Origin of the sequence: Dyadobacter sp. CY343 (genome assembly GCF_021390335.1) — a bacterium.
GTDB lineage: Bacteria > Bacteroidota > Bacteroidia > Cytophagales > Spirosomataceae > Dyadobacter.
Genome location: NZ_JAJUXK010000001.1, coordinates 344,795 through 362,870, shown reverse-complemented (window position 1 = coordinate 362,870; position 18,076 = coordinate 344,795). Strand labels below are relative to the sequence as shown.

Here is an 18,076-nt window from a genome sequence, read left to right as displayed (position 1 = left end):
ACATAGAAAGCGCAATTACCAGGCGTTTTATGGAATCGTAACCAGTTGCTCAGTAAGCCAAACCGACAAATTGCCGGAAGAAATATCCCAGATACCAAGTTTGTACGCACCGGCCCGTATCGTTCCAACCGGACACAATGTTTCGGTGCCGTCGATCGGAAATACGAATAAATAACGGTTATTCTCTGATTCCAGGAATGCATATCTGCGATGATCGGCAGGAGGGCCAGAAACTAAATTTATCTTCAAAATGTCGCCTTCTAGCTCAATATCTGCTTTTGCATTCAGCTGCGAAGTATTCCCGGTTAATCTGACCTGATCTTCTTCCGCATGAATAAGCGGCCTTGGGAGTGAATAAATGCCCAGACTGTCGACCTTCCTGAGTGTGGTTGCAAGCATAGTCTCAAATGCGCTGTTCTTCGTCGCCCCAAGACCTACTCCGTTATGTTTTTGGTTAAATGCAAATGCAGTTCTGGCATTGCTGGTGTTTTTTACGATAGGTAAATAGTTGTGTATCGTCGACCACCAGAGTCCGGCCGAGACCAGGCACATTGTCCCGAAAAAACGGTAACGCGATCTGATATTGAGCGCCTGCAATACGATAATGAATATGACCGAGGTCATCACAGCGGGGTACATTTTGTAGGTACTCCAGAGTATAATGTGCGGATCGAAGCGGGTCCGGAAGAAAACCACCATTAACATTCCGATCAAAACATAGGCGAGTATAGCCAGCCAGAATGCATTCCAGCGAATATCTGCTTCGCGCACATTGTAAATACGCGCCAGTGTCCGCCCCCATCTTTCGGGAACCCACTTGCCCCAGAAAGGTGAAACAGAAAGCACGGCTACCGTCCACGTGATGAAAACCGCGAACAGAATGAAGCCTAAAATGGTAGGAATCACCATTCTCTTATTAAATTCGGCATTGGCCATCACATCAAAATCTCCACCCAGCATCGTGAAGAAAGCGACGAATGTGCGCATCGGATGTTCGAGTACGTAGGAGAACGCTTTGTCATTTCCCTGCACAAAATCAGGCCCCTGAAAATATAGATAGATCGAAGCTGCACCTGCGGCAAGCCAGATAAAAGACGATTTCCAGCGCATTTGCAGCAGCAGAATAGCCAGCCCCGACGGCCACACCACCATTCCGTTGCCCATACTGAATGTGTCCAGACACGCAATTGCAATCGCGAATATGAATGCAGGAACGCTTTGTTTTACCAATAAATAAAAACTCGCTACCGAAAGCATAATCACCATTTGATACTGCATGGACATGATCGTCATGAAAGTACCAGCGTAGGCCTGGAAGTTGAAAACGAAGAATGCGACAGGCAGAATAAAGTACCATTTCCCACCCTGACGGAGGTAGCCGCGCACGATAAACAGGAACAACACGAGCACACTCAGGTTACCGCAGAAAAGCAGGTCTTTGAAATTAAGTTTGCTGGTCAGGTAGTATTGTGCTAAAACGATCAGGCGCGCCGTGAAAACCCGGTGCTCATTATTCGGTCGGATAAATGCTTCCCACTTTCCAGCGAAATCAGGCGCTTCGAGCCAGTTTACCAGAAAATAGGGAATGTTCTCGATATCATCGAACCAGGGGATATTGATACTGTTTTGAACAATGATATAGTAAAAAGTACCGATCACTAAGACGGTCAGGATACCGGCGGCATACTGAAAATACGTCTCCTGCTTTTTGGTCAAACTATTCATTCTTTTCCGACATTATGATCGCCTTCTTACCGTAATATCCCGCCATGCATTTGTTCCACCAATGATCCTGATTAGCAGTAATATCGTCCTCTACATAAATGGAGAATGCTTTTGAGTGAATTGGCGGCAGATAAGTGACTTCCTCGGTACTGTTTTTCATCAACGCATAACGCTGGTACATTTCCTTGTCGTAAGCTGCTGCTTTGCCTTTCAGCCAGTCGGTATAAACCAATCTGACATTTGGACTTCTGTAAAATGAGAGCGCTACCGACGCGAGCAAAATGACATACAACCCGACGAATCTTGCCACTGTAAATTGGAAAAACCCGAACCTTTTTTGTTTGAAATAATGAAAAATAACGCCCCAGATATAGAACCAGCCGATCAGGAAAAAGAAATAGGCACTATTAACAACCCGATGCGTAGGCTCGATACCAACCCCATAATAGGACGGAAAAAGCTGCGCTGAAAGCACGCCGATAAACAGCAATACCGCATACCAGACAGGTATTGAAAAATAATTCCGCGCACCTTCCGACAATCTCGACATCACTACCAGCCAAACTGCGGTAAAGAATATAAGCGGCGTTCTGAAAACCCAGTCAAAACCGAGTATTGCCAGTTTTTTCAAAGTTGAAATGGTAGAAAAAGGGATATTTCCACCCAGCGGATTTCCACCCATTCTTGCCTGATTACCAGGAGAACCTAAGAGCAGATAACATGATATTCCGGTTATCACTAGCATGGAAACCATAAATGCGTCCACTTTTCGGTAGTAAATAAGGCGGTAAACCCACCAGGCTCCTACCAGCAATACCATTGTCAGCATATTCTGCTCGCTGGCGCCGATTACCGCAAAAACCAGAAACCCGGCCAGAAAGCCCACCAAAAATTTCGCCGACTGCGTGTCCTGCCGGTACCAGCGCAATACCATTACGATCCAGAAAAGGGTGAGCATATTCGGAACCGAGTACGTCACAAATGCCGCCATCCAGTAGAAAGCTTCCGCGAGACTCGCCATTTTCAATACAAAAAGAAAGAAAACAACACCCGCAAAACCCAGATGCGCGACACGCGATAAGGTAGGCGTAAGGTGCCGGAAAAGACTATAAAGCGCAAAAATAGTGGCTGCGATCAGAACGACAGGCAGCACCTTAAACCCTGTAATAGAATGAAATAGCAGCGGATTGCTATGATTCAGGAAGATTCCTGAATATCTGCCAGTCCAGGTGGTGTAATACAATTTCATTGCCTCAAACCAGCCTATTTTGAAGACGGTATCGATGTAGCAATAATCATCTGCGGCGGAGGGGTGATTGTAGTAAGCGAGCGCGAGCAAAGGAACCAGCACGGCGATCATTAATCCAATGTTGATCCAGTTGCCAACAGTCCGGTACTTTCTATAAAATCTATTCATTGACAATTTTTTCGATAATGTATCGGGGGCGGCCTTTTACTTCTTCGTAAATCTTGCCGATGTACTCCCCTATTAATCCCAGCGCCATCATATTAAACCCACTAAAAAATGTGAGCGGCAGCATGGTTGAAGTCCAGCCAGGAACGGTATGCCCTATTAAGAAAGAAAAAAGAATATATACGACGATGAGCATCGCCACTATGAAATTGAACAAGCCAAAGTAAAGGACCAGCCGCATTGGAAAAGTAGAAAACGAAGTGATCCCGTTCCAGGCGAAAAGCAGCATTTTGTTTAAAGGATATTTGGTTTCTCCGGCCTGGCGTTCGAGGCGACTGTAAAAGACCTTTTCATTTCTGAACCCAACCAAAGGCACAATGCCGCGCAGGAAGAGGTTGATCTCTTTGAAATTTCCAAGCTCCTGCAATACCCGCCGGTCCATTAAACGGAAGTCGGCGTGGTTGAATACGACCGGCACGCCCATTTTCTGCATTAAAACATAAAATTGCTCGGCAGTAACCCGCTTGAACCAGCTATCCGAACTCCTGTCGCTCCTTACCCCGTACACCACCATCGCTCCTTCGCGGTGCTTTTCGATCATTCCGGTAATCGCATTGATATCGTCCTGCAAGTCGGCGTCGATGGTTATGAAGCAGTCAAAATCGTCCACATGCTTCTCCAAACCTGCCATGATCGCGCTCTGGTGACCAAAGTTGCGGGAGAGTCCTACGCCGATAATATTGGAATCAGTCCGGCACAGTTCTTCGATGATATTCCACGTTCTGTCCCTGCTTCCGTCGTTCACAAAGCAAATCCGGCTGTTCTCAGCGATCAGTCCCTGCTGTTTGATCCCGTTGTAATACATGCTCAACTTGGAGTAGGTCAGGTTCAGAATGGCTTCCTCGTTGTAACATGGTATTACCAGGAGTAGTCTTGCTGGGTTCATATAATGCTGTGCGATTGAATCGACAAAAATAGCAGTAATAAGTTAATATGCTTCCTTTGACTTCCCGGCCGGCCCTATTCAGGTTCCTTTCCGGGCGTCGCTTACCTTGCGGTTACCCCTGTCAAAAATACTGCCCGAAAGCATCGGATAAAGCAGTACTGCAAGGAGGATAAGCGTGGTACCCCAGTAAAATGCCGTCGTCATCCGCTCTTTTTCCCCAAAAAACAGGAAAGCCAGCGCGATTCCATAAACAGGTTCGAGATTGATAGTCAGGTTGATCAGATAGGCTGAAAATTGTTTCATCAACTGGGTCGCCATCGTACTTGCATACACAGTGCAGATCCAGGCGAGGAAAAGTATCCAGACCCAATCTCCCGTTTCGGGCAGGTAAGGTGCATTGCCGGTCCAGCCGAAAGTTTCAGCAATAACCAATGCGATCAATGAAAACACCGTCGCGCCGATCATTTCGTAAAAAGTAATGGTATAAGCGTCAATTCGCTGCACGAGCCTGCTGTTTGCTACTGTAAACATCGCCGCCAACAATGCGGAAGCCAATGCAAGCAGCAATCCGAGCGCGTGATCGAATTCAAAACGAAAGACCACATACAACCCGGCGAATGCAAGAATGCCCAACGCTACTTCCAGCGGCCGGATGCTTTTTTTGTTGACAAGTGGCTCGATAATGCTCGTCCAAAGTGAAGTGGTCGCCATTCCTGCCAGACAAACCGAAGCTGTGGAAACCCTCGCCGAAGCAAAGAAAAGCATCCAATGCGCCGATAATATGAAGCCTACCGCCAGCATTCGCCGCAGATCGGTTGCATTCGTTTTAAAGGATTTTTGCTTAAAAAAAATAACTGCGCCCAGCCCGATCGCTGCAAAGAGAGTTCGGTATAAGACAAGTGAAATTGGTGAAATAGTGACCAACAAGCCTACTATTGCCGTAAAACCCCAGATCAGTACCAGAAAATGCAGGTGTAAATAGGAGCGCAATGTAGTCGATGAGAACATATTACCTGGGCAGCGTTTTATATAAAACCAACCCTATGCACGAAAACACGATATTAGGAAGCCAAACCGCAAAAAGTGTATTGATCGTCCCCGCCTCAGCAACGCCTTTTGACAAAAGAAAAAAGAGGATGTAAATGAACGCCAGCATAAACCCCAAAGCGATCTGCCAGCCTACTCCGCGCCTGCTTTTACGGGCAGAAACAATCACTCCGATCGCGGTAAGTATCAGAATAGCAAATGGTTGTGTAAACCGGATGTATTTTTCGATCAAATAAACTTCCAATCCATCCGAGCCGCGGCTTCTGAGGAGGCGAATATGTCCGTTCAATTCGGGTAATGTGAAGGTTTCGAAGAGGTTATAGTCACTCTGGAAATCTTTCGGATAAAGGTTAATGGAAGTATCGATCTCCATGCCGCTGCTCAGCTTTTCACCCAGACTGTCCAACGTCCTAACCTGGTAATTTTGAAGGGTCCACTTCTGCTTTTTTTCCTGCCAGACGATCTTATCAGCATAAAATTTCTGGATCAGCTGGTTACCCTTGATCGTCTCCATGGTGAATTTATTGCCGGTATTGGTTGAGCTATTATAGCTTTCAAGATAGGCGTAAACATCGTCGGCGATGGTAATATGCACATTGTGCCCGCTAAAATAGAACTGGTCTTTGACGTAGGTCTTTTCGAAGTTGTTCCGGATCTTGTTCGCCTTCGGCAATATCCAGCCAACCTGAACAAAAGTCAAGATCCCCAATATCGTCGCGCCGATCATGTAGGGCAGCAATAACCGCCCGAAACTGATCCCGCTGCTCAGAATAGCGATAATTTCAGTCCGCGCGGCAATGCGGGAAGTAAAAAATACCGTTGCAATAAATACCATCAGCGGACTGATGTAATTGATCCAGTAAGGTATCAGGTTGAGGTAATAGTCGACCAGGATTTCCCGGAGCGGCGCTTTCTTTTCGAGAAAATCATCCACTTTCTCGGTATAGTCGATCATGCAAATGATCAGCACGATCACGAATGCGACGAAAACGTAGGTAATCAGGAAGTTTTTGATCAGGTAGCGATCCAGTATTTTCAATCTCATGGCTGGTTAAGTCTCATCGGCGCTGAACCAGTAAATTTTTGGACACCTCAAGACTGATAAACAACGACTCGCCCCCGTCTATTTGTACAGACGCAGATTTATCATATTCATTAATTTCCTTCACCTGAATAATCGATCCCAGTTTGATACCCGACCGGTCCAGATGCTGCAAAAATGAAGGTGCATGATCCAGTACGCCCATCATTCTCACTTTTTCCCCTATTTGAACGTCGGTAAGTACTTTATAATCCGGCTCTGTCAGATTGCCTTTCGCGTCGGGAATAGGATCACCGTGCGGGTCGAATTTTGGATGTCCGAGAAATGTATCCAGTTTTTCAACCAGCACTTCGGAGGGAATATGTTCCAGCTCTTCGGCGATATCATGCACTTCGTCCCAGCCAAAACCCAATTTTTCGACCAGAAATACTTCCCAAAGTCTGTGTTTGCGGATTACCTTAATTGCAACTTTTTCGCCCTGCTCGGTGAGTGTGACGCCCTGGTATTTTTTATAATTAATTAAGCCTTTTTCGGCCAGTTTCCGAAGCATATCGGTCACCGAAGCGGCGCGGGTAGCCGTACTTTCAGCCAATGCATTCGTACTCACCTCGCCCCCGTCCCTGCCCGAAAGAGCATGAATGATCTTCAAATAGTTTTCTTCTGTGAACGAATTCTGCATTTCAGGCAAACCGGGATTTTGATCTTAATATAAGCAAAAGTACAATTCTGAGCGCGTGATTAAAAAATTTAGACTAGGCTAAATTTTTTTTAAGATTTTTCTTATATTTGTTTTCGGTATTTTAACTAATATTCCGCAGGTAAACCAAATGATTGACGGCTCAAAGGTGAAGGCGTTTATGCGCAAAGGAGCGATGGATAATGAAGGGCGACTCGCTTCTTTATCAGAGGTTCATTCGAGTATTGCAGTTCCCGAGGGTGCCGGCTTCTGGAAAAAACTGATGGCATTCACCGGGCCGGGCCTAATGGTCGCAGTGGGCTACATTGATCCGGGAAACTGGGCCACCGATATTGAAGGCGGGTCGAGATTCGGGTATGCATTGCTTTCAGTGATCCTGATCTCAAATCTGTTTGCCATGCTTTTGCAGCACCTTTCGCTCAAACTCGGTATCGCTTCGGGAATGGACCTTGCCCAGGCTTGCCGCGATTACTACTCCCGCCCCGTTTCATTTGTTTTGTGGGTTTTGTCAGAGATCGCCATCGCAGCCACAGACCTTGCCGAAGTAATCGGTTCTGCTATTGCGCTGAATCTGCTTTTCGGCCTGCCGCTGCCTGTCGGCGTGGTTTTCACAGCATTTGATGTGTTGCTTGTTCTTTATTTTCAGCAAAAAGGCTTTCGTATTATCGAGAGTATTGTGGCTGGATTAATGGGCGTGATCCTGCTTAGTTTTATTTATGAAATGATCGTTTCCCAGCCGTCGATGGCGGGCATAGCGGATGGTTTACTACCAAAAACAGAGATCATCACAAACCCGGGCATGCTTTATATCGCGATCGGGATCCTTGGAGCGACTGTCATGCCGCATAATCTTTACCTGCATTCCAGTATTGTACAAACGCGCGCTTTCCGGCGTGACGATGAAGGAAAACGTTCGGCTATCAAATTCGCCACGATCGATTCTACCTTATCTCTAGGCCTTGCTTTCTTTATTAATGCATCCATTCTCATCCTGGCCGCCACCGCTTTTCATGCCAATGGTCACTTCGAGATCGCCGATATTACTGATGCTTACCATTTGCTGGATCCGGTACTTGGCGTAGGACTTGCCAGCATCTTTTTTGCACTTGCATTGCTCGCTTCGGGCCAGAGTTCCACATTAACCGGAACACTCGCGGGGCAGATCGTGATGGAAGGTTTTTTGAATATCAGATTAAAACCCTGGCTGCGCAGACTGATCACGCGCGGGATCGCTATTATCCCTGCCCTGATCGTGTCGATCATGTATGGAGAAAGAGGTACAGCCGAACTGCTCGTGTTTAGCCAGGTTATCCTGTCCCTTCAATTGAGCTTTGCTGTGGTACCGCTCGTGTTTTTTACATCAAAAAGCTCGATTATGGGTCGATTTGCCAATTCACGCGCGTTGAATGTTCTGAGCTGGATCATCACCTTAGTCATTGTCGCACTCAACGGATACCTGCTTTGGAACACATTCATTTAGTTTCATTTCCTGCTTTTAGAATTCTCTTAAGCATATAAGTATCATTGACTTTCAGGCGACAAAAAAGCATTTTCCCTGTAACCGAATTAATTTCGCCGCTCTGATATGTCCACTTTCCCTTCGCATGAGGGTTATCGACAATAGTCTTAATAACCCTGCCTGACAAATCCACAATTTCCAGCTTCACGTGGCTGTTATCGTCCCTGACATAGAATTCAATGGTTATCTCCTTTTGATACGGATTCGGGTAAGTTTTGAATTCTGGTATAAGATCGGCTTCATCAGCACCTTTTTCTTCCGCCGCAATGCGATTTGAAGCATAACAATGCACCCAGGTAGCTGCGGATACGTGCCAGTTACCTTTACTATCCCGGATAAAACATTTGACATCCGGCCAGCAACTTTCAGTTGTAAATACATTTCCATTCGCTCCTGCTATCGGATTATTAATGCTTGAACCCCAACGGTACTCGGCATATCCGGCTGGCGCAGTTAGCGTGCGCTTGTTTCCGTTGGAAGAATAAGTCAATTGGGGTACAAAGCCGGCCGAAATCTTATTTCCCAGATTGCCGATGGCATCGAACCATTTACCAGCAAGCCAGCTCAGCGCATTGTTTTTGGATTCTTCGAAATGGGTTAAATCTCTTCTATAACCGGCAACTGTTGTGGTTCCAGCACTTTCTGTCACATAATCTGAATCCGGCCCCGCATTTCCTGCGCCTGATCCCACCACATTTCCCTGCCCGGCCCGGATTGTGTTGTTTAATGGACCAAACTCACTAATTGTAGCTTTTGCCACAATCCATGTCAGGATATTAGGATTCACTGTGGCGCCAAAATCAGCCCGGGATTTGTTTATCACAAACTGTAACTTGTTCTGATAGTCCTGCGCGCTTGCGGCCTTATAGGCCGGCGCAATATTAATATTGGAGTCGGTTTCTCCCTGGTGCCATAAGACAGCTCTGATTCCATACAATGATGCATAGTAATTAAGGCCAGATCTCAGGGGGGTATAGGGCTGCCCATAGTAATCCACCGGGTTCACTGATCCGTTATTATGGCCCAAACAAAACTGAGCTCCGCCAGTGAATGGATTAGGGGCTGCTAATCCCTGTGCACCCTGGTACCATTGCGTTACGCTGCTACCACCAGATGCTGCATTAAAAAACGCAACAGGCATTCCGCCGTTTGCATCGGAAATTTTCTTACCCAGGACACCATAACACCATACATTATTTCCTGTTGGGCCCAATCTATTATAATGGCTTGCTGCGTCCGTAAGAGAATACATATTATCATATGTTTCCGGCAAGTTTTTTGTACAGTTATAATCGGAATTCATTCCTACAATCCACTCAGGAAAGCCTGATGTCTTGGGTAGCATCCAAATGTCCATCGGATTCAGGTTATTACCAAAACCCTGCGCATTAGATTGGCCAGCCACGAAAAAAACATCACCAACCCCGACTTTGGAAGCTGCGTACACGACACCATTGAGCATAACCTCAACAAGATACCAACCCTTGGACAAGACAGTCGAAGTGTAAAACATTCCGTTAGCAGCCATAGAAAGGTTAATCGTAGCACCCTGGACATTCGGGTTGGCACTTAACGTTTTAATGCGGTAACTCAGGATCGTACCCGGGGCGATCGCACCATCAGCCCCGGTCCCGAAAACCAATTGTCCGGCAATTGTAATGGTCGCCTGGTTATTTGCATTTCGCTGCATCACGGAGTTGTATTTAGGATATGAGAGACTTAAATACTGCGCATTAGCTGCCACGCCTGCAAAACTTAAAACGAGTAAAAGACTTCTGATCAAAAATGCATTCATAAGACCTCTGGTTTAGGCGCACGGAAGTACGTCCCCGAAATTTCCGGGTGGACTTCCATGCGCTGAATATGTGATTGATTAGATTATTTGGCTCCTACGATCTTTGCGAATTCGGTAACGTTGATCAGTGGGATTCGGGAGCCGTATTTCGAGTTGATAGCCTTGATTACCTCATTGGCAATCACAGCCTGGCCCACCGGCGTGGGATAAATTCCATCTGCGGAAAAGAAATTCCCTCTCATAGAACCGTCAATATGCATTCCATCTTCTGTAACATACGAGCCGCTGTGAATCTGTTCGTAGATTTTTCTGAGATCGACTAATGCAAGATTATGCTCGCTAGCAAATTTTGATAAACCAGGATTATAGATTTTATCCGGATCCATAAAGTAATCCTCTCCATTGTCGATAATATCAATATCGAATAGTTTCCCTTCAAGTGGTTTGTTTATTTCAACTGTTCGGAACAGGCCTTCAACTGTGGGAGTTGGTTTAAGATATAGTGTTTTAGAACCGTCTGCGACTTTGGCGCCGTTCAGAGTCTGGTAAACCATTGAAATTGAGGACGCTTTTCTTTTCAGATCTAGAACATTATACCAGTTCATGAATCCTAAGTGTTTGAAATGTGGGATCGTAAATAAGACCCCTTTCTGTTCCTTGTTTAACACAAATTCAATACTGTAGGGATTAATTCTGTTTTCATTCCAAACAACTCCGGTTGAGCGTTCGTCCAGTCTTGCTGCATTGATAATAGCTGCATGAAGCCCGTCAAAATATTCCTCTATGATTACAAAATCATAATCGTGCTTTCTCTGAATATCTCCCAGTAAATAGGTATCATCCAAGTTTTCATATGCACTGAAGCGGGACGAATAAGCTTGCCCTTTGCAACTAGGACAAAACGGATAAGTTACACCGATTGTGCCACCACTAGGATACGCGAAATTGTGTATCAATCCTTCGTACGGCGTCATTTTGACGGGCTGTCCTGCTTCCAGTTTCGCGAGATTGTTGGTCACTTCTTTCCAGCGCGGGTACTCCGCTTTTGGGTCTTCATAGAGAAAGATCCCAGTCCCATTGGCTTCGTCCTCGGGCAGAAGAGGTGTTTTGAAATCACTGATCCCCATTTGCCGGGCCACCAGATTGGGATAGGCAAATTGCTGTGCTTCCCTGTTCAGGCCGCCGTTGCTTACACCGGCGGTCAGACCGCCACCAAATGCGATCATATGCGGGACTTTGCCCGGATTGGCAAGACTTCCGAGATCAGCCTTTTCTATTGGCCTGGCAAACCACGCTTCCGGTTTCAGTTTGGAATGGTAGGTGGTTGTTCCGGTGACAAACATCGGGTAAGCGATTGTCGGAAGCTGGGAAGGTAAAAGACGTTCCGTGTTGGTTTCGGCAGGAGTTTCCTCCTCGGTTGAAGGAACTCCGGGAATAGGACCAGGTTCCTGACTTGTTTTTTGAGCGCAGCTGAAAGCCAGGAAAGAGAGACTGACAAGGCAGGTAAAAAAGTACTTCTTCATAAACTTCAATTAGTTATGTGAAAAATTTAAGTGAAGAAGATTTTTATAACGTTTGGATGTACTGCACAATGTAAGTGGAAAACAATCTAAGCGACCACAAACTGAGCAAAGTAACCATCCTGATTATCCTTCGGCTAATCCGGTCGCATTTACCATACTGTTCAACTTTCCGGCATCGCCGAAGCTTTTCAAATTAAAATTTTATATTCACCCGTTTTCTTTGATTGCCGTTTCCTAACTTTCGCTGTTTTTTAACTGATGAATGGAATCGAAGCACAAAGTTGATAAGGTTACCGCAGCCGGCGTGCTGGTTGCATTCGGCATTATTTACGGGGATATTGGTACCTCCCCGCTCTACGTAATGCAGGCGATCATCATGAATGAGCGCATTACCGAGGAAATCATTTACGGAGCGATATCCTGCATATTCTGGACACTCACGCTCCAAACCACAATCAAATACGTAATCCTGATCTTGCGAGCCGATAACAGAGGAGAAGGCGGGATTTTTGCATTATATGCATTGGTTCGAAAGCATGCAAAGTGGCTCACCGTCCCGGCCATTATCGGCGGTAGTACCCTGCTTGCCGACGGTATCATCACCCCGCCCATTTCAGTTTCCTCGGCGGTCGAAGGTTTGCAGCTCATTTACCCAAATATCCAGACTATACCCATCGTAATCAGTATCCTGACACTGATTTTCGTGATTCAGGCGTTTGGTACCAAAGTGGTCGGGCGCGCATTCGGGCCGCTGATGGTGACCTGGTTTGTGATGCTGGGTGTATTGGGTTTAAATCAGATCTTGATTCATCCCGAAATATTAAAGGCGCTTAATCCGGTTTACGGATTCAATCTGATCACCGGCCACCCGGAGGGTTTCTGGATATTGGGCGCCGTTTTTCTGTGTACGACAGGTGCCGAGGCTTTGTATTCGGATCTGGGACATTGTGGTCGCGAGAATATCCGGATCAGCTGGATTTTTGTTAAAATATGCCTGCTGCTCAACTACTTTGGTCAGGGCGCCTGGTTGATCACTGAAATGGGAAACCTGCTCGCCGCAAGAAAACCATTTTATGAAATCATGCCTGAATGGTGGCTGCTGCCAGGTGTCGTGATCGCTACATTAGCAGCGATTATCGCAAGCCAGGCTGTGATAACCGGTTCATTCACATTGATTTCCGAAGCGATCCGTCTGAATTTCTGGCCAAAAGTAAGGCTTAATTACCCAAGTGACCAGAAAGGTCAGCTCTATGTTCCTAGTATCAACTGGTTACTGTGGCTTGGTTGCAGCGGCGTTGTTTTGTATTTCCGCCAATCATCTAATATGGAAGCTGCTTATGGTCTGGCAATTACGCTGACTATGATTATGACAACGATATTGTTTTCGTATTACCTCTATCTGAAAAGGGTAAATCTCTGGATTGTCATTGCGTTCATGCTGCTTTATCTGTGCATTGAGGGAATGTTCCTGGGCGCCAACCTGGCCAAATTCCTGCACGGAGGCTGGTTCACGATTATGGTGGGAACAATTGTAGCGGGTTTGATGACGGTCTGGTTAAGAGCTTTTTACATCAAATTAAGACTTACCGAATATACCAAACTGGAAAAATATCTGCCTGCACTCCACGAGCTCAGCCGCGATATCAGTATCCCAAAATATACCACGCATTTGGTCTTTATGACAAATGCCTCGCGGGCGACAGAAATTGAGACGAAAGTGATCTATTCTATTTTTCAGAAAAGACCCAAACGAGCCGACGTATATTGGTTCATTCACGTGGATATTACCGATGATCCGTACACAATGGAATATAAGGTATTGTCCGACGACGACAATAACGACAATGTGATCAAAATCAATTTCCGGCTCGGTTTCAGGGTCGATCAGCGGATCAATATGTTTTTCCGGAAGGTTGTGGAAGATATGGTAATGAATAAGGAAGTGGATATTACCAGTCGCTACGAATCTTTGAGCAAGCAGAATATCACGGGAGATTTCCGTTTTGTAGTATTGGAAAGATTTCTGTCGTTTGAAAACGACCTGCCGCTTTTTGAGCAGCTGGTGATGAAAACCTACTTCTTTGTGAAAGATTTCACTACGCCGGAAGATAAATGGTTTGGTCTGGACAGCAGCTCAGTGAAAATTGAGAAAGTACCGCTGATTATCCGTCCGGTAGAAAATGTCAAATTGAGAAGGGTATATACCTGAGTTTTATTTCAGATATACACCTTCCTCGCCTTCTTTGCTGAGCACTACTTTTACGTGCTCAGTTAATGTAGTGCTGAGCGAATAGCCTACATAATCCGCATGAATAGGAAATAAATGGTGGCTGCGGTTTACGATCACGGCTACCTGCAACTTTTTCATCGGAACTTTCAGAAAAGGCTCCAATGCAAAAGCGAGCGTCCGGCCGGTGTTGAGGACATCGTCGGCGATGATGATCACCCGATTTTCGATCTCTATTTCTTTGTCAAAAAGGATCGGGCTCTGGTGGTGCAGGTGCTTATCAAAGCGCAATTCGATCAGGTCGACCTGGAAAGGGGCAATTTCTGCTAATTCCTTTGCCAGTATTGCCGCGAATGCATAACCTTCTCCCGAAATTCCAGCGATAATTACGCCCGGCTCTTCAAAATTATTTTCATAAATCTGAAAAGCAATCCTTCTGATTTTCTGGTTCGTTTGATGCGAACTAAGTATTTGCCGGGGAGAAATATTGCTTTCAGTCATTGAGAAAAGTGATTCTTAAAATAATGTCGGGTTAAAAATAAGCATACATCCGACTACTTCATAGTGCTGCAAAATTCTTTATCCAGCCCGCAATCAGCAGTTCGTCGGTAGGTAATGCAAGGCTGGCAATACCCGAATTGACTTTTTCCTCTCCTACCCGCTCGACCCGCAATTCCATTAAAGCCTGGTTATAACGCTTCGGAAACTCCGGATGTGCTTGAATACCAATCATATTGCCGCCCACCTGAAACATTCCAACCGGACAATCGGGAGTTTGCGCCAGCAGCACACTTCCTTCTGGCATCCTCACTACCTGGTCCTGGCACATCATCAGCAGATTAAAGTGATTTTTTTGTGGATCAATCCATTCTGCGGACCTTATTAGCGAAAATTCATGCACGCCTACACACCAGCCCGGGCTTCCTTTTTCTACTTTACCACCCAAAGCCTCCGCCAGCATTTGGTGACCAAAACAGATTCCCGCGTACTTCCTGCCCGATCTATTAATTTCTTTTACAAAATCCTTTAATCTAAAAATCCAGTCCTCTTCATCATAAACTGAAAATTTCGATCCTGTGCAGATATACAAATCGCATTCAGCCACAGATTTCGGGAAATTTCCATTGCAAACATCATAGAAAGTAAACTCCCAATCCGGCGCAACCTGCATGAACAATGCCGGGAACATTTGCCGGTAATCACCCGCAATATGCAACAGATCTTCGCGCACATGATCACATTCCAGCAGTCCTACTTGCATTGTATATCAACTATTTATCTTTAAATGAAAAGATTTTGGACGGGTTAACGCTTCATATCCGATTGTTGAAAGCGTACAGCCGCGACCTGAATTTTTTACGCCTGTCCAGGCTAATGCAGGGTCAAGATAGTCGCAGCGGTTCATGAAGAATGTACCGGTTTCAACTTGCTCACCCAGCGCGAGGGCAGCATCAATATTCGAGGTCCAGATTGACGCTGTAAGGCCATATTGACTGTCGTTCATCAATCTAATAGCCTCATTATCATCTTTAACCGGCATAATCCCCACTACTGGCGCAAAGGTTTCCTCTGTCATGATCTCCATCGAATGATTGACATTTACCAAAACCTGCGGTGCGAAATAGGGAGTGCCGGCCTGATGCGCGGGGAAAAGATCCGTATCAATCAATGCAGTAGCTCCCTGCGCAATCGCTTCGTCAATTTGTTTTTTGGCAAAATCGGCAGCGGCAGTCCGTACCATCGGCCCCAAAGTAGTTTCCTGATCAAGCGGATCGCCCAGTTTGTAGGTTTTTGTCAACTTTACAAATTCATCCACGAATTCCTCATAAATATCCTGGTGCACATAAATACGCTCGATACCACAGCAGGATTGACCTGAATTAAAGAACGAACCATCGACCAGATTTTCGACTGCATCTGCAAGATTTGCATCCGCCCGCACATAAGCCGGATCCTTACCGCCGAGCTCCAATCCGCCCACGATAAATCTTTCATTAATTGCCTGTTGTACTGCATGTCCGCCTTCAACCGATCCTGTAAATACAACATAGTCAATGCGTTGGTCACCAACTACTTTTGTAACCTGATCGTGACTTAAATGCAGATATTGAAACACGCCCTCGGGTAATCCCGCATATTCAAATGCAGCGGCATAACGCTCGGCACATAGGGGTGTTTGCTGCGCATGTTTCAAAACCACCGCATTGCCCGACATAATCGCCGGAATCACGGAATTGACGGAGGTCAGATACGGGTAATTCCATGGAGCAACCACAAAAACCACCCCCAGCGGATCGCGGCGAATGAATCTCTTAAATCCTGGAATTCCCTCCACTTCCACATCCGATAGGGCCTTCTCGGCAATAGAGATCATATATTTTGCACGCTCCTGAAATCCTTTCCGGATCTCATTTGCAGTATACCGGACCGGCCGCCCCATTTGCCAGGTCAGCTCCAACCCGATCTCATCGGCATTATCGAGGAAGTACTCAACCGCTTTCAGACAAATAGCCGCACGCTCAGCCAGCGAAGTTTTACGCCATTCCTTCTGAGCCGCAACAGCCTTATTCAAAGCGATTTCCACAGCATCAGCATCAGCCAACATGCGTTCCACATATACCGAGCCATCAATCGGACTTATCGTTTTTTGAAGTGTCATTTTTTTAAAGGGGAGAAATGGAGGAATGGAGGAAGGAGGAAGGAGGAAGGAATTGGGGAGGAAGGGGAAGAAGGGGAAGAAAAGATATTGAGTAGAGGAAAATCCTTCCTCCTTTCCTCCCTTTCCTCCATCCTCCATTTCCTCCTCCCTTAAACCGGCGTTACGTAGGCGGACGTAATTCCTCCGTCTACCAGAAAATCGGTGCCTGTTATGAATGATGCTTCGTCGGAAGCGAGGAACAGGGCGGCGTAGGCCATTTCTTTGGCTTCGCCGAAGCGGCCCATCGGAATATGTACCAGGCGGCGTTGTTTCTTTTCTTCGGTGTTCAAAAACTTCATTAAAAGCTCTGTCCGAAGTGGTCCTGGGCACAATGCATTTACGCGAATATTTTCCCGGGCGTGAATGATCGCAAGTTCTCTGGTTAACGCTAAAACAGCGCCTTTGCTGGCTGTGTAAGCTATTTGCGGCGTTGCTGCGCCCAATATTGCCACGAAGGAAGCAGTATTGATAATCGAGCCGCCGCCTGCTCTTTGCAATGCAGGAATACCGTATTTACAACCCAAAAACACACCTTTTGCATTGATATTCATCGTCAGGTCCCAAACCGATTCTTCGGTCGTCATGGCGTTGTCATCGTCGCTGTGCATAATCCCGGCGTTGTTGAAAATGACATTCAGCTTACCGAACTTCTCTTCTGTGAAAGCAACAGCAGCCTCACAGTCCGCGGGCTTCGAAACGTCGGAATGCAGGAAAAAAGCCTCTCCTCCGGCTTGTACGATCTCATCTGCAGTTTCCTGGCCCCCAGCGTCGTTGACATCCGTTACTACGATTTTAGCCCCTTCTTTTGCAAATAAAATGGCTGTCTCACGGCCAATTCCGCCGCTTCCGCCTGTAATGAGTGCGACCTTATTTTCTAACCGCATTGTGTTTGTTTTAATAGGGTGAAGATTATTTATGGTAATTGAGTATCAAATGGACCCGCGGAAATTAATGCAATGATTTTTGAGTGGTTGTTTTGGCCAAATATTCTATCATCACATTCCGAGCCAATGCAAATCAATGATGTTCGCGAACAGGAGGCCCCACTGGGGCCCAAATCTCAAACATATCGTCGCTGGTTCTAGAAACAGGAGGCCCCCCTGGGGCCCGAACCCTAAACATAACGTCGCCGTTGCTAGAAACAGGAGGCCCCGCTGGGGCCCGAACCCTAAACATAACGTCGCCATTGCTAGAAACAGGAGGCCCCCTGGGGCCCGAACCACAAACATAACGTCGCCATTGCTAGAAACAGGAGGCCCCGCTGGGGCCCGAACCACAAACATAACGTCGCCATTGCTAGAAACAGGGAGCCCGCTGGGCAACAATTGGCTCCGGAGGAGCCCCCTGTTTCTAGAACAGCCAGCATCAAATCAAGCCGTGGCTCCGGAGGAGCCCCCTGTTTCTAGAACAGCCAGCATCAAATCAAGCCGTGGCTCCGGAGGA

The 18,076-nt window shown here is 46.4% G+C and carries 14 protein-coding genes; 2 read left to right on the top strand and 12 right to left on the bottom strand.

All coding sequences use genetic code 11. The features are described 5' to 3' along the window. Window positions 1-27 precede the first annotated feature (27 nt). The 6 genes from LZG94_RS01415 to LZG94_RS01390 form a co-directional block, all read right to left on the bottom strand. Window positions 28-1,725: a hypothetical protein gene (locus LZG94_RS01415; RefSeq protein ID WP_233790160.1), complete on the bottom strand. Its 1,698-nt coding sequence runs from the start codon at window positions 1,723-1,725 to the stop codon at window positions 28-30. Further along, window positions 1,718-3,142 (bottom strand): DUF6056 family protein, encoded by a 1,425-nt coding sequence (locus LZG94_RS01410; RefSeq protein WP_233790148.1) that lies wholly within the window; start codon window positions 3,140-3,142, stop codon window positions 1,718-1,720. The genes LZG94_RS01415 and LZG94_RS01410 overlap by 8 nt, the downstream gene beginning before the upstream one ends. Continuing rightward, window positions 3,135-4,085 (bottom strand): glycosyltransferase family 2 protein, encoded by a 951-nt coding sequence (locus tag LZG94_RS01405; RefSeq protein WP_215233894.1) that lies wholly within the window; start codon window positions 4,083-4,085, stop codon window positions 3,135-3,137. Before LZG94_RS01405 ends, LZG94_RS01410 begins: the two co-directional genes overlap by 8 nt. Before the next feature lie 78 nt (window positions 4,086-4,163). Beyond that, entirely contained in the window at window positions 4,164-5,093 is a 930-nt protein-coding gene (locus LZG94_RS01400; RefSeq protein ID WP_215233895.1) for a DMT family transporter, read from the bottom strand. A gap of 1 nt (window position 5,094) precedes the next feature. Continuing rightward, entirely contained in the window at window positions 5,095-6,171 is a 1,077-nt protein-coding gene (locus tag LZG94_RS01395; RefSeq protein ID WP_233791109.1) for an LptF/LptG family permease, read from the bottom strand. A gap of 19 nt (window positions 6,172-6,190) precedes the next feature. Continuing rightward, a complete protein-coding gene (locus LZG94_RS01390; protein WP_215233896.1) occupies window positions 6,191-6,853 on the bottom strand; it encodes a metal-dependent transcriptional regulator in 663 nt (220 codons plus the stop codon). A gap of 178 nt (window positions 6,854-7,031) precedes the next feature. Here LZG94_RS01390 and LZG94_RS01385 point away from each other — a divergent pair, with 178 nt between their 5' ends. Next, a complete protein-coding gene (locus tag LZG94_RS01385) occupies window positions 7,032-8,351 on the top strand; it encodes an Nramp family divalent metal transporter (RefSeq protein ID WP_233791108.1) in 1,320 nt (439 codons plus the stop codon). Here the strand turns inward: LZG94_RS01385 and LZG94_RS01380 are convergent. Together LZG94_RS01380 and LZG94_RS01375 are read right to left on the bottom strand one after the other, a co-directional pair. Beyond that, on the bottom strand, window positions 8,344-10,185 hold the full coding sequence (locus LZG94_RS01380; protein ID WP_233790146.1) for a sialate O-acetylesterase: 1,842 nt from the start codon (window positions 10,183-10,185) through the stop codon (window positions 8,344-8,346). The genes LZG94_RS01385 and LZG94_RS01380 overlap by 8 nt on opposite strands. 83 nt (window positions 10,186-10,268) lie before the next feature. Continuing rightward, window positions 10,269-11,708, bottom strand: a complete 1,440-nt coding sequence (locus LZG94_RS01375) for a hypothetical protein (protein ID WP_233790144.1) — start codon at window positions 11,706-11,708, stop codon at window positions 10,269-10,271. Window positions 11,709-11,970: 262 nt separating this feature from the next. Here LZG94_RS01375 and LZG94_RS01370 point away from each other — a divergent pair, with 262 nt between their 5' ends. Next, entirely contained in the window at window positions 11,971-13,917 is a 1,947-nt protein-coding gene (locus LZG94_RS01370) for a KUP/HAK/KT family potassium transporter (protein WP_215233900.1), read from the top strand. A 3-nt stretch (window positions 13,918-13,920) separates the two neighbouring features. Here LZG94_RS01370 and LZG94_RS01365 read toward each other — a convergent pair whose 3' ends face one another. The 4 genes from LZG94_RS01365 to LZG94_RS01350 form a co-directional block, all read right to left on the bottom strand. Beyond that, on the bottom strand, window positions 13,921-14,436 hold the full coding sequence (locus LZG94_RS01365; RefSeq protein WP_233790142.1) for a phosphoribosyltransferase family protein: 516 nt from the start codon (window positions 14,434-14,436) through the stop codon (window positions 13,921-13,923). A 58-nt stretch (window positions 14,437-14,494) separates the two neighbouring features. Next, window positions 14,495-15,196, bottom strand: a complete 702-nt coding sequence (locus LZG94_RS01360; protein ID WP_233790140.1) for a glutamine amidotransferase-related protein — start codon at window positions 15,194-15,196, stop codon at window positions 14,495-14,497. 6 nt (window positions 15,197-15,202) lie between these two features. Continuing rightward, entirely contained in the window at window positions 15,203-16,594 is a 1,392-nt protein-coding gene (locus LZG94_RS01355; RefSeq protein ID WP_233790138.1) for an aldehyde dehydrogenase family protein, read from the bottom strand. Between the two features lie 149 nt (window positions 16,595-16,743). Next, window positions 16,744-17,517, bottom strand: a complete 774-nt coding sequence (locus LZG94_RS01350) for a glucose 1-dehydrogenase (protein WP_233790137.1) — start codon at window positions 17,515-17,517, stop codon at window positions 16,744-16,746. Window positions 17,518-18,076 lie beyond the last annotated feature (559 nt).